The organism is Streptomyces sp. NPDC051555 (genome assembly GCF_044454405.1).
Taxonomy (GTDB): Bacteria; Actinomycetota; Actinomycetes; order Streptomycetales; family Streptomycetaceae; genus Streptomyces.
On record NZ_JBITDP010000016.1, the window covers coordinates 157519 to 170399 of the forward strand.

8 protein-coding genes are annotated in these 12881 nt (G+C 72.1%); all 8 read left to right on the plus strand.

Annotated elements, in window-relative coordinates; genetic code table 11:
* Positions 1-189 precede the first annotated feature (189 nt).
* The 8 genes from ACIBEA_RS28890 (at position 190) to ispG (ending at position 12843) form a co-directional block, all read left to right on the plus strand.
* A complete protein-coding gene (locus ACIBEA_RS28890; protein ID WP_399265801.1) occupies positions 190-2640 on the plus strand; it encodes an ATP/GTP-binding protein in 2451 nt (816 codons plus the stop codon).
* Between the two features lie 111 nt (positions 2641-2751).
* On the plus strand, positions 2752-4338 hold the full coding sequence (locus ACIBEA_RS28895; protein ID WP_399265803.1) for a PucR family transcriptional regulator: 1587 nt from the start codon (positions 2752-2754) through the stop codon (positions 4336-4338).
* A 142-nt stretch (positions 4339-4480) separates the two neighbouring features.
* Positions 4481-5926, plus strand: a complete 1446-nt coding sequence (locus ACIBEA_RS28900) for an aldehyde dehydrogenase family protein (protein WP_399265805.1) — start codon at positions 4481-4483, stop codon at positions 5924-5926.
* Between the two features lie 169 nt (positions 5927-6095).
* Positions 6096-8030, plus strand: a complete 1935-nt coding sequence (locus ACIBEA_RS28905; protein ID WP_399265806.1) for an acyl-CoA dehydrogenase family protein — start codon at positions 6096-6098, stop codon at positions 8028-8030.
* 70 nt (positions 8031-8100) lie between these two features.
* On the plus strand, positions 8101-8880 hold the full coding sequence (locus ACIBEA_RS28910; protein WP_399265808.1) for a hypothetical protein: 780 nt from the start codon (positions 8101-8103) through the stop codon (positions 8878-8880).
* Positions 8881-8925: 45 nt separating this feature from the next.
* Entirely contained in the window at positions 8926-10176 is a 1251-nt protein-coding gene (gene dxr / locus ACIBEA_RS28915; protein ID WP_399265810.1) for a 1-deoxy-D-xylulose-5-phosphate reductoisomerase, read from the plus strand.
* A complete protein-coding gene (locus ACIBEA_RS28920) occupies positions 10173-11474 on the plus strand; it encodes a M50 family metallopeptidase (protein WP_399265812.1) in 1302 nt (433 codons plus the stop codon). The genes dxr and ACIBEA_RS28920 overlap by 4 nt, the downstream gene beginning before the upstream one ends.
* 211 nt (positions 11475-11685) lie before the next feature.
* Positions 11686-12843: a flavodoxin-dependent (E)-4-hydroxy-3-methylbut-2-enyl-diphosphate synthase gene (ispG, locus tag ACIBEA_RS28925; RefSeq protein WP_399265814.1), complete on the plus strand. Its 1158-nt coding sequence runs from the start codon at positions 11686-11688 to the stop codon at positions 12841-12843.
* Positions 12844-12881 lie beyond the last annotated feature (38 nt).

Consider the following 12881-nt stretch of genomic DNA (forward strand, 5'->3'; position numbering starts at 1 on the left):
GAGGGGGTACGGCATGCTCCGATAGGGAGTGGTGCCCGCGTGTCCTTGTCCGTGGCGGCCATAGGAGGGATCCGGCGCGCGCCGTGTGGATCATGGCGGGGTACGGGTCGCGGAGCGCTCCCGGCGACTAGATTGAGCCCGCGGCACGGCCGCGCGCAGCGCAGTGAACGGGCAGGGGGCTTGGGGTTCATGGACACCGACGGCACGCACGGCGCGCACGGTGCGTACGACACGCCGGACCCGGACACGGCCCGGGCCGTACCGGGCCAGGGCCAGCCCCCCCGCCCGTCGGGGCCACCGCCGCCCCTGCCCGAGGGGCTGCCGCCCCGTCCTGCCACCGTCCCGCCGCCCGTGCCTGGATACGCCCCGGGAACAGTCGCGGGCGCGCGAACCGCTTCCGATGCTCCCGCCTCCTCTCCCTTCGCGGCCTGGCTCCGCGTCCCGCGTCCCGCCGCGGGACCGGGCGTGTGGCGCTACGGCCACGTTCCGGCCGCGCCGAAGCGGCCCGACACCGACCGGTCGGTGCTCACCCGCGTCGTCGTCGCCTTCCTCGTCTTCTTCGTGTGCTGGCAGGCCTTCCTCGACGGGAAGCTCCCCCTGCTCGGTGCTCCGCTCTACTACTTCACCCCCGACAGCTGGTGGACCAAGGAGCTGGTGTCCGCTCCCGCCGGCGACCCAGGCCGGGTAGCCCTCGAGCTCTACGAGCTGTTGGTCACGGTGGGCCTGTTCCTCGGCTTCGCCAAGATCGGCGGTTGGCGCGCGGCCTTCGATCGTCTGATCGCCGAGCGCGGCCCGTGGTACCGCGCGCTGGGCGCAGCTGCAGGTGCCACGGTGGTTGTCCTGCTGATCGAGCACCAGGTCCTGCCGGTCTACCCACTTGCCTTTGCCCACCTCCCGTACGCGGAACTCGGTGAAACCGGCAGCTCGGTCATCACCTACGTCCTCTACGTGCTGATCTACCTCCCCGTCATCCTCTTCTTCGGACGCCTGGGAGACTGGCCGGGCCTGGTGCAGTCGGTCATCGCGGGCCCCGCCGCCCCCAGCGAGCCCCTCCCGGTCGCCCCCGGCGGTCCCGATGACCCCGCTGCGTGGCCGCAGCTGCGTGCGGCCGGCCTGTCGGAGGTCGCCGACCGCCTTGCTGGCGAGGCTGCCGCCGGGCGGATGAACGACGTCGATCACGTGCGGATCCGCCGGGCCTGGGACTCCGTCCTGGCCGACCCGGCGCGCCACACCGCCTTCGTCCGGGCCGTACGGGACAAGGGCGCCGCCGCTTGCGGGCACCCCTCCGGGGCCCGTGACCTGCCCGCACGCACCGCCAACCACGACCTGACCGTCGCCCAGGTCCGCCTCGGCGGCGTGACCCACGCGGAACCCAACCCGCACGATCGGCGCGGCACCGGCCTGGCTCTCGACCCGAGCGTGCTGGGTACCTCAGTGCTGGCCGTCGGCCCATCGGGAGCGGGCAAGACCACCCGGCTGGTGCAGCCCGCCGTCGAATCGCTGATGCTCCAGGCACTGGCCGGCGAGGCCGCACTGATCGCCGTCACGGTCGCCGGTTCGCCGCTCGGATCCGACAGCGCCTACGACATCGTGGTGCGCCCAGGAGACCCGGCCTCTGTCCACGACCTCGACCTCTACGGTGGCACCACCGATCCCGATGAGGCCGCCCACGTGCTCGCCGAGGCCTTCGTCGGTGACGTCCCGGGCATCGACGTACGCCGGTGCGCTACCGTCCTCGCCCAGCTCATCGGGCCCTTCCGGGCGGCGTACGAGCGCTTCCCCACCGTGCCGGAGCTGCGCGAACTCCTCGACGGGGGACCCGCCACGCTCGGCGCGCTGCGCCAGGAGTTGGAGAACGCGGGCCGCCAGGACATGCTGCGCGACCTTGACGCCAGGACCCGGCAGCACGGGGCACACGGCGACCCCGGCCCAAGCCTCGCCGACCGGGTCGCCCTACTGGACCGACCCGCCTTCCACGGCTTCTTCGACACCTCCGGCGCCGGGCGGCCGTTCTCCCTGCGCGCCCTGGAGCACCCCGTCCGGGTCCGTATCGACCTCCCCGAGCGCGGACACGCGGATGCCTCCCGGTTGCTGGCCCGGTTGCTGCTCGCGCAGTTCAATGCCGCGGCCGCGGCGCGCGGCGACCGCTCCCTCTTCGCCTTCCTCGCCATCGACGACGCCTCGCACACCCTCACCTCGGGAACCGTCCGCGGTATCCAGCGGTTGCGCGCTGCCAACGCCGGGGTGCTCCTGACCTTGCGCACGCTGGACGATGTACCGGAACCGCTGCGCACTCCGCTGCTCGGCGCCGTCGGCTGCCGGATGGCATTCTCCGGTGTTACCACCTGGGACGGAAAGTGGTTCGCCGACGCTTGGGGGACCGAGCTGGTGGAGACCCGGGACGTCACGAGCCGGACGGTCTACGCCGACCAGCCCATGACCCGGTTCATCAACACGGTGCGCAAGCTGATCACCGGCAAGGCGGTCACCACGGACGCCGTCACCGTGCGGCAGGTGGAACGCGAGCGTTGGTCCGCCTCTGCCCTGGCCAACACCGTGCCCCCGGGCCACGCCGTGCTCTCGCTGACCTCGGTGGACGGGGAGCGGGCGGCTCCGCTGCTCGTCTCGCTGGCGGGCTGAGCGACCGTCCCGATCGCGGGTTCGGCAACCCGTACGAGGTGGCAGAATCGAGGGGTGCCGTTCGTACGACACGGCGAAATTCCCCCTCCGCCCTAAGGCCGCTGGTATCCGATGCCGCTCACCCTCGCCTCGCTCGTCCAGCACTCGGCGCTCAAGCTCAGCGTCCGGGCGGGGGAGAGCCGCCTGGACACCCCCGTCCGCTGGGCCCACGTCAGTGAGCTGGCCGATCCCGTCCCCTACATGGAGGGCGGCGAGCTGCTGCTGATCACCGCGATGAAGCTGGACGCGGAGGATCCCGAGGAGATGCTCCGCTACGTCCGCAGGCTCGCCGCCGCCGGCGTCGTCGGCCTCGGCTTCGCGGTCGGCGTCAACTACGAGGCGGTCCCCGAGGCGCTCGTCGAGGCGGCCCGCGCCGAGGACCTCCCCCTGCTGGAGGTGCCGCGGCGCACCCCCTTCCTCGCCATCAGCAAAGCCGTCTCCGCCGCCCTGGCCGCCGACCAGTACCGGGCCGTCACCGCCGGCTTCGAGGCCCAGCGCGAACTGACCCGGGCCGCCCTCTCCGCCGACGGCCCCGCCGAGCTCCTGGCCAAGCTCGCCGCGCACGTGCACGGCTGGGCCGCCCTCTACGACACCTCCGGCGCGGTCGTCGCCGCCGCCCCCGACTGGGCCGCCCGGCGGGCCGCCCGGCTCACCCCCGACGTCGAGCGGCTGCGCGAGCGGCCCGCCCCCGCCAGCGCCGTCGTCGGCGGCTCCGAGGACCGGGTCGAGCTCCAGTCCCTGGGCACGGGCCGGCGCGCCCGCGGCGCCCTCGCCGTCGGGACGGGAGCCCCGCTGGGCACCGCCGAGCGGTACGCCGTGCACTCCGCGGTCGCCCTCCTCACCCTCACCACCGAGCGCTCCCGCTCCCTGCACGACGCCGAATCCCGACTCGGCTCGGCCGTGCTGCGGCTGCTGCTGGACGGGGAGACCGCGCACGCCCGGGCCGTCGCCGGCGACCTGTACGGCGTACTCCTCGACGCACCCTTCCGCCTCGTCATCGCCGAACCCGCCCTGGCGGGCACCGCGCAGCCCGAGGGGCTCGCGCTGCTCGCCGACGCCGTGGAGTCGGCGGCGGCCCGCAGCGGCGAGGCCCTGCTGGTGGTCAACGAGCCCGGCCGGCTGGTCGTGCTCGCCGCGGACGGGGGAGCGGCCGCCGCGGCCGTGGCGGACCACGCCGAAGCCCTCGAATCGCGGCGCGGGCGCGAGACGACGGGACCGGAGCCCGACGAACTCGTCGTCGGCCTGTCCGCTCCCGCGGGCTCCGCGAGCGCCGCGGCCGCCTACAAACAGGCCGACCAGGCCCTCGTCGTCGCCCGGCGGCGCGGCCGCCCTCTCGTGGAGCACGACGACCTGGCCGCGGGATCCGTGCTGCCGCTGCTCGCCGACGACGCGGTACGGGCCTTCGCGGACGGGACGCTGCGCGCCCTGATCGACCACGACGCCATCGGCCGCGGAGACCTGGTCGCCTCCCTGCGGGCCTGGCTCTCCCGGCACGGCCAGTGGGACGCGGCCGCCGCCGACCTCGGGGTGCACCGGCACACGCTGCGCTACCGGATGCGCCGGGTCGAGGAGATCCTGGGCCGCTCCCTGGACGATCCGGACGTCCGGATGGAGCTGTGGCTCGCCCTGAAGGTCGCGGGCACCGACGCCCCGTCCTGACCCCGGGCCGGGCCGTCCCCTGACAAACCGGCGCACCACGCCCGGGCCCCACTCCACGCCGGACAAGCGCCGAATCCGCGGCGGAGTCCTACGGTGGGAGGGACAAGGACTCCGCACACACTCCGAAGGGCCGGGATTCGCCATGACTTCCACCCACGCCTTCTGGCTCGCCGGTCGCCAGGCCACCGGCGAGGACAGCTTCGACGTCACGTCCCCCTGGGACGGCCGCGTCGTGGGCACCGTCAGCGTGCCCACCGACGCGCAGGTCGAGGAAGCCGTGGCGGCCGCCCACGCCGTGACCGCGGAGTTCTCGGCGACCCCCGCCCACGTACGGGCCGCCGCCCTGGACCACGTGTCCAAGCGGCTCGCCGAGCGCACCGAGGAGATCGCCCAGCTGATCTCCGCCGAGAACGGCAAGCCCATCAAGTGGGCCCGCGGCGAGGTCGGCCGCGCCGTCTCCGTGTTCCGCTTCGCCGCCGAAGAGGCCCGCCGCTTCAACGGCGGTGACGCCCAGCGCCTGGACACCGACGCCGGCGGCGTCGGCCGCCTGGCCCTGACCCGCCGCTTCGTCAAGGGCCCGGTCCTCGGCATCGCGCCGTTCAACTTCCCGCTGAACCTGTGCGCCCACAAGGTGGCCCCGGCCATCGCCGTCGGCGCGCCGATCATCCTGAAGCCGGCCCCGGCCACCCCGCTCTCCGGCCTGATCCTGGGCGAGCTGCTCGCCGAGACCGACCTCCCGGCCGGTTCCTGGTCCGTGCTCCCCGTGGCCAACGACAAGATGCCGGCCCTGGTCAAGGACGAGCGGCTGCCCGTCATCTCCTTCACCGGTTCCGACACCGTCGGCTACGCCATCCAGCAGTCGGTGCCCCACAAGCACTGCACCCTGGAGCTGGGCGGCAACGCCGCGGCCGTCGTCCTGGACGACTGGTCCTCCGAGGCCGACCTCGACTGGGCCGCGACCCGCATCGCGACCTTCTCGAACTACCAGGCCGGCCAGTCCTGCATCTCGGTGCAGCGCGTGATCGCCGACGCCACCGTCTACGACCGCCTGGTCGAGAAGGTCGTCGCGAAGGTCCAGGCCCAGGTCACCGGCGACCCGTCCGACGCCGGCACCGACGTCGGCCCGCTGGTCTCCGAGGACGCCGCCAAGCGCGTCGAGTCCTGGGTGGACGAGGCCGTGGCCGCGGGTGCCAAGCTGCTGACCGGTGGCAAGCGCGAGGGCGCCTCGTACGAGCCCACCGTGATCGCCGAGCTGCCCGCGGGCGTCAAGCTGGCCTGCGAGGAGGTCTTCGGACCGGTCCTGACCCTGCGGAAGGTCGAGGGCGTCGACGAGGCCTTCGCCGCCGTCAACGACTCGAAGTTCGGCCTGCAGACCGGTGTCTTCACGCGGAACATCCAGACCGCCTTCCGCGCCCACCGCGAGCTGGAGGTCGGCGGCGTGATCGTGGGCGACGCCCCCTCCTACCGCGCCGACCAGATGCCGTACGGCGGGGTCAAGCAGTCCGGCGTGGGCCGCGAGGGCGTCCGCTACGCGATGGACGACTACACCTACGAGCGCGTCCTGGTCCTCACGGGCCTCGACATCTGAGCCGACTCGTACGGCGATGAGCCGACGGCCCGAACCCACTGTGCGGGGGTTCGGGCCGTCCCTCTTTTGCCCGGCCCCTTTTCCCCCGCGCCCGAAGCGGGTACGACTCACTGGTAGCACCGACCGGTAATCACCTGATCATCCGATTCGGCGGCGAGGTGAGCTGCGCATGTCCGCAACACAGCCCAAGGTGACCGAGCGCGAGGCCCGACAGGTCGCGGAGGCGGCCCGGGAGCAGGACTGGCGCAAGCCCAGCTTCGCCAAGGAGCTCTTCCTGGGACGCTTCCGGCTCGACCTGATCCATCCCCACCCGCTCCCCGCCGACGAGGACGTCCGGCGCGGCGAGGCCTTCCTGGAGCGGCTGCGCGCCTTCTGCGAGACCGAGATCGACAGCGCCCGCATCGAGCGCGAGGCGAAGATCCCCGACGAGACCGTGCGCGGGCTCAAGGAGCTCGGCGCCCTCGGGATGAAGATCGACACCAAGTACGGGGGCCTCGGCCTCACCCAGGTGTACTACAACAAGGCGCTGGCCCTCGTCGGCTCCGTCAGTCCGGCGATCGGCGCCCTGCTTTCCGCACACCAGTCGATCGGCGTGCCGCAGCCGCTCAAGCTCTTCGGCACCCAGGAACAGCGCGACCTCTTCCTGCCGCGCTGCGCCCGCACCGACATCAGCGCCTTCCTGCTCACCGAACCGGACGTCGGATCCGACCCGGCCCGGCTCGCCACCACGGCCGTGCCCGACGGCGACGACACCTACGTCCTGGACGGCGTGAAGCTCTGGACCACCAACGGCGTGGTCGCCGACCTGCTCGTCGTCATGGCCCGGGTGCCGAAGTCCGACGGGCACAAGGGCGGCATCACCGCCTTCGTCGTCGAAGCGGACTCGCCGGGCGTCACCGTCGAGCACCGCAACGCCTTCATGGGCCTGCGCGGGCTGGAGAACGGCGTCACCCGGCTGCACCAGGTGCGGGTCCCGGCCGCCCACCGGATCGGCCCCGAGGGCGCCGGTCTCAAGATCGCCCTGACCACCCTCAACACCGGCCGGCTGTCGCTGCCCGCGATGTGCGTCGGCGCGGGCAAGTGGTGCCTGAAGATCGCCCGCGAATGGTCCGGGGTGCGCGAGCAGTGGGGTCGCCCGGTCGCCCGGCACGAGGCCGTCGGCGCCAAGATCTCCTTCATCGCGGCCACCACCTTCGCGCTGGAGGCGATGGTCGACCTCGCCTCCCAGATGGCCGACGAGGACCGCAACGACATCCGCATCGAAGCCGCGCTGGCCAAGCTGTACGGCAGCGAGATGGCCTGTCTGATGGCCGACGAACTGGTCCAGATCCGCGGCGGCCGCGGCTTCGAGACGGCGGAGTCCCTCGCCGCCCGCGGCGAACGCGCCGTCCCCGCCGAACAGATGCTCCGCGACCTGCGCATCAACCGGATCTTCGAGGGATCCACCGAGATCATGCACCTCCTGATCGCCCGCGAGGCCGTCGACGCCCACCTCTCGGTCGCGGGCGACCTCATCGACCCCGACAAGGCGCTCGGCGACAAGGCCAGGGCGGGCGCCCGGGCCGCCGGCTTCTACGCCCGCTGGCTGCCCAAACTGGCGACCGGCGCCGGCCAGGTCCCCGGCACCTACCGCGCCTTCCACCCGAGCGGCCATCCCGACCTCGCCACCCACCTGCGGTACGTCGAGCGCGGCGCCCGCAAACTCGCCCGCTCGACCTTCTACGCGATGTCCCGCTGGCAGGGCCGGATGGAGACCAAACAGGGCTTCCTCGGCCGGATCGTGGACATCGGGGCCGAGCTCTTCGCGATGAGCGCGGCCTGCGTGCGCGCCGAGCACCTGCGCGCCACCGGCGACCACGGTCGCGAGGCCTACCAGCTGGCCGACGCCTTCTGCCGGCAGTCCCGGCTACGGGTCGAGGAGCTCTTCGGCCGGCTCTGGGACAACACCGACGACCTCGACCGCACCGTGGTCGAAGGCGTCCTCGGCGGCGTCTACACCTGGCTGGAGGAGGGCGTCCTGGACCCCTCCGGCGACGGCCCGTGGATCGCCGACGCCACCCCCGGACCCTCCGCGCACAAGAACGTGCACCGACCCATCCGCTGACCTGTCGGACACCTGTCGGACAATCGTCCCCTCGGCATGATCCAAAGGGGACGGGGACACGATGTACAGGGTGCGGAACACGACGACGGTCCGGCGCGCGACGGGGGCCGCCCTCGGGGCGCTGCTCCTGGTCGGAGCCACCGCCTGCGGCGGCTCCGACCAGGTGGACAAGGAGACGGGCGTGCCCGCGCCCCGCACGGGGGCCCCGAGCGCGCCGAGCACGCAGGGCGCGCCGACCCCGGTGCCCCCGGCGGCCCCGGGCCCCGGAGCCGACCGGTTGAAGGCCCTCGCCCTCGCCCCGGGCGAGACGACCGGCCCCTACCAGGCGGGCGAACCGGTCCTGGACGAGCCGATCAACGAGTCGTACGAGGTCACCCCCGCGGTGTGCGCGCCGCTGACCAGCCTCGGCAAGGCGGGCCACACCGCCCAGGCGTACGCGCACACGAGCGTGCCCGGTGAGCTGACGGGCGTCGGCACCGACATCCTGCTGCGCTCGTACAAGGACGGGACCGCCGCCGACGCGGCCCTGAAGTCCCTGGCCGCCGCGGGCAAGAGCTGCGCGGGCGGCTACACCGAGGACCGGATGCTGGCCGAGGGCAAGGTCCTCAAGGTGGAGGCCGTCCAGGCGCCGAAGCTCGGGGACGAGGCGCAGGCGTACCGGATCGTGGTCCAGGACGTGAAGGAGAAGAACCTCTCGCTGTACAAGTACCTGACGGTGATCCGCTCCGGCGCGGTCACGCTCTCGTTCCGCTCCGACATTCTCGACATCAAGGACTTCGGCGCCGTGCCGCCGGAGATCGTCACGGCGCAGTGGGAGAAGTTCGCCAAGGGATCGGGCGCCTCCTCCTAGGGAGACGGTGTCCGAGCGGGCCGGCGATGGGGCAACAATAGGGGGATGAGCGACAGCCCATCCCCCCTCGCCGACCCGCACCTCCTCTTCGACGCCGCGGCCGGCCGCCGGGACATCGTCGTCCTCGGGTCGACCGGATCCATCGGCACCCAGGCCATCGACCTCGTCCTGCGCAACCCGGACCGGTTCCGGGTGACCGCGCTGTCCGCCGCGGGCGGCCGCGTCGGGCTGCTCGCGGAGCAGGCGCGGTTGCTGCGGGTGAAGACGGTGGCGGTCTCCCGCGAGGACGTCGTGCCGGCCCTGAAGGAGGCGCTGGGCGACCAGTACGGCGCCGAGCCGATGCCCGAGATCCTGGCCGGGCCGGACGCCGCGGCCGAACTCGCCGCGTCCGACTGCCACACCGTCCTCAACGGCATCACCGGTTCCATCGGCCTCGCGCCCACCCTCGCCGCGCTCCGGGCCGGCCGCACCCTCGCGCTCGCCAACAAGGAGTCGCTGATCGTCGGCGGCCCGCTGGTCAAGGAGCTGGCGAAGCCCGGCCAGATCATCCCGGTGGACTCCGAGCACGCGGCGCTCTTCCAGGCCCTCGCGGCCGGCACCCGCGCCGACGTGCGCAAGCTGGTCGTCACCGCCTCCGGCGGCCCCTTCCGCGGCCGCACCCGCGCCGAGCTCGCCGACGTCCGGGTCGAGGACGCCCTCGCGCACCCCACCTGGGCCATGGGCCCCGTCATCACGGTGAACTCCGCGACCCTGGTCAACAAGGGGCTGGAGGTCATCGAGGCGCACCTGCTCTACGACATCCCCTTCGACCGCATCGAGGTCGTGGTCCACCCGCAGTCCTACGTGCACTCGATGGTCGAGTTCACCGACGGCTCCACCCTCGCCCAGGCCACCCCGCCCGACATGCGCGGACCCATCGCGATCGGCCTCGGCTGGCCCCAGCGGGTCCCCGACGCGGCCCCCGCATTCGACTGGACCAAGGCGTCCACCTGGGAGTTCTTCCCGCTCGACACCGAGGCCTTCCCGTCCGTGGGCCTGGCCCGGCACGTCGGCACCCTCGGCGGCACCGCCCCCGCCGTCTTCAATGCGGCGAACGAGGAGTGCGTGGCGGCCTTCCTGGCCGGTCGGCTGCCGTTCACAGCAATCATGGATACCGTCGCAGCCGTGGTCGACGAGCACGGAACCCCGAGCTCGGGAACTTCTCTGACCGTCCAGGACGTCCTGGAAGCGGAAGCCTGGGCACGGGCCCGGGCCCGGGAGACGGCGGCACAGGCCGCAGTGGAGGCGCGCGCATGACGATTGTGATGACCGTGATCGGCATGCTCATCTTCGTGATCGGGCTGCTGATCTCGATCGCCTGGCACGAGCTGGGCCACCTGTCGACGGCCAAGATGTTCGGCATCCGCGTGCCCCAGTACATGGTCGGCTTCGGCCGGACCATCTGGTCGCGGAAGAAGGGCGACACGGAGTACGGCCTCAAGGCCATCCCGATGGGCGGCTACATCCGCATGATCGGGATGTTCCCGCCCGGCGAGGACGGCAAGGTCACCGCCCGCTCGACCTCGCCCTTCCGGTCGATGATCGAGGACGCGCGCTCGGCGGCGTACGAGGAGCTCGAACCCGGCGACGAGAAGCGGCTCTTCTACACGCGCAAGCCCTGGAAGCGCGTCATCGTGATGTTCGCGGGCCCCTTCATGAACCTGGTGCTCGCCCTCGCGGTCTTCTTCGGCGTGTGGATGACCTTCGGCGTCACCCAGCAGACGACCAAGGTCTCCTCGGTCTCGGACTGCGTCCTGAAGCAGAGCGACAAGCGCACCACCTGCCAGCCGGGTGACCCGGTGGCACCGGCCAAGGCCGCCGGGCTCCGGGCCGGCGACAGGATCGTCGGCTTCGACGGGCAGAAGGTCGACGACTGGTCCGTGCTCCAGGACAGGATCCGCGCCACCGTCGGGCCGGCCACGATCACCGTGCTGCGCGACGGCAAGGAACTGACCCTCAACGCCAAGCTGATCGAGAACACCGTCGGCAAGACCGACGGCCAGGGCGGCTACGTCAAGGGACAGTTCGTCACGGCCGGCTTCCTCGGCTTCGGCCCCGCGCGGGAGACCGAGGCGCTCAGCTTCGGCCAGTCCGTGACCCACATGGGCGACGTCGTGGACCAGAGCGTCACCGGCCTGCTCAAGCTCCCGTCCAAGATCCCCCCGCTGTGGAACGCGGCCTTCGGCAACGGCGAGCGCGAGCCGGACTCCCCGATCGGCATCGTCGGCGCGGCCCGCATCGGCGGCGAGATCGCCAACCTCGACATCCCGGTCACCGATCAGCTCGTGATGTACCTGAACCTCGTCGGGATGTTCAACCTGGCGCTGTTCCTCTTCAACATGCTGCCGCTGCTCCCGCTCGACGGCGGGCACATCGCCGGCGCCCTGTGGGAGTCGCTCCGGCGCAACGTGGCGCGGGTCTTCCGGCGCCCCGACCCGGGTCCCTTCGACGTCGCCAAGCTGATGCCCGCCGCCTACCTGGTGGCCGGGGTCTTCGTCTGCTTCACGCTGCTGGTGATGGTGGCGGACGTGGTGAACCCGATCAAGATCAGCTGATCCTCGTTCAGGATCGGCCGATTGTCGTACCGCACTCCAGGGGGAGTCGGCCACGAATCGTGCCCGACTCCCTACGTTCGGGTGGTACGGCCCCTCGGATGCGCGGGGGGCGCGCTGATTGGCGTAATCTCGAACGCTGGAGCCCGCCGATCCCGGGACCTCGATCCACCTCGATCCACACCTTGATCCACACCTTGGGGTTGCTCAGCAGATGACTGCCATCTCTCTCGGAATGCCGTCCGTGCCGACCAAGCTTGCCGACCGCCGGGTCAGCCGCAAGATCCAGGTCGGCTCGGTCGCCGTCGGCGGCGACGCACCCGTCTCGGTGCAGTCCATGACCACGACCCGGACCTCCGACATCGGCGCCACGCTGCAGCAGATCGCCGAGCTGACGGCTTCGGGCTGCCAGATCGTTCGGGTGGCCTGCCCGACCCAGGACGACGCCGACGCCCTCGCGACCATCGCGAAGAAGTCGCAGATCCCGGTGATCGCCGACATCCACTTCCAGCCCAAGTACGTCTTCGCGGCGATCGACGCGGGCTGCGCCGCGGTCCGCGTGAACCCGGGCAACATCAAGCAGTTCGACGACAAGGTCAAGGAGATCGCGCGCGCCGCCAAGGACGCGGGCACCCCGATCCGGATCGGCGTCAACGCCGGCTCCCTCGACGCGCGGCTGCTGAAGAAGTACGGCAAGGCCACCCCCGAGGCGCTGGTCGAGTCCGCGCTGTGGGAGGCCTCCCTCTTCGAGGAGCACGGCTTCGGCGACATCAAGATCTCGGTCAAGCACAACGACCCGGTCATCATGGTCAACGCCTACCGCCAGCTCGCCGCCGCCTGCGACTACCCGCTGCACCTCGGCGTCACCGAGGCCGGCCCCGCCTTCCAGGGCACCATCAAGTCCGCGGTCGCCTTCGGCGCCCTGCTCTCCGAGGGCATCGGCGACACCATCCGCGTCTCCCTCTCGGCCCCGCCCGTCGAGGAGATCAAGGTCGGCCTCCAGATCCTGGAGTCGCTGAACCTCAAGCAGCGCCGCCTGGAGATCGTCTCCTGCCCCTCCTGCGGCCGCGCCCAGGTCGACGTCTACAAGCTCGCCGAAGAGGTCAGCGCGGGCCTGGACGGCATGGAGGTGCCGCTGCGCGTCGCCGTCATGGGCTGTGTCGTCAACGGCCCCGGCGAGGCCCGCGAGGCCGACCTCGGCGTCGCCTCCGGCAACGGCAAGGGCCAGATCTTCGTCAAGGGCGAGATCATCAAGACCGTGCCCGAGTCGAAGATCGTCGAGACCCTCATCGAAGAGGCGCTGAAGATCGCCGAGCAGATGGAGAAGGACGGCGTGGCCTCCGGCGAGCCGAAGATCTCCGTCGCCGGCTGAGCACCACCCCGAGCCGGCCGCCGCCGCGCCCCGCGCAG

What these genes read in the sequence shown, in the direction of transcription:
- ACIBEA_RS28890 (WP_399265801.1), top strand. Translation starts at nt 190, where the DNA reads ATGGACACCGACGGCACGCACGGCGCGCACGGTGCGTACGACACGCCG.
- ACIBEA_RS28895 (WP_399265803.1), top strand. Translation starts at nt 2,752, where the DNA reads ATGCCGCTCACCCTCGCCTCGCTCGTCCAGCACTCGGCGCTCAAGCTC.
- ACIBEA_RS28900 (WP_399265805.1), top strand. Translation starts at nt 4,481, where the DNA reads ATGACTTCCACCCACGCCTTCTGGCTCGCCGGTCGCCAGGCCACCGGC.
- ACIBEA_RS28905 (WP_399265806.1), top strand. Translation starts at nt 6,096, where the DNA reads ATGTCCGCAACACAGCCCAAGGTGACCGAGCGCGAGGCCCGACAGGTC.
- dxr (WP_399265810.1), top strand. Translation starts at nt 8,926, where the DNA reads ATGAGCGACAGCCCATCCCCCCTCGCCGACCCGCACCTCCTCTTCGAC.
- ACIBEA_RS28920 (WP_399265812.1), top strand. Translation starts at nt 10,173, where the DNA reads ATGACGATTGTGATGACCGTGATCGGCATGCTCATCTTCGTGATCGGG.
- ispG (WP_399265814.1), top strand. Translation starts at nt 11,686, where the DNA reads ATGACTGCCATCTCTCTCGGAATGCCGTCCGTGCCGACCAAGCTTGCC.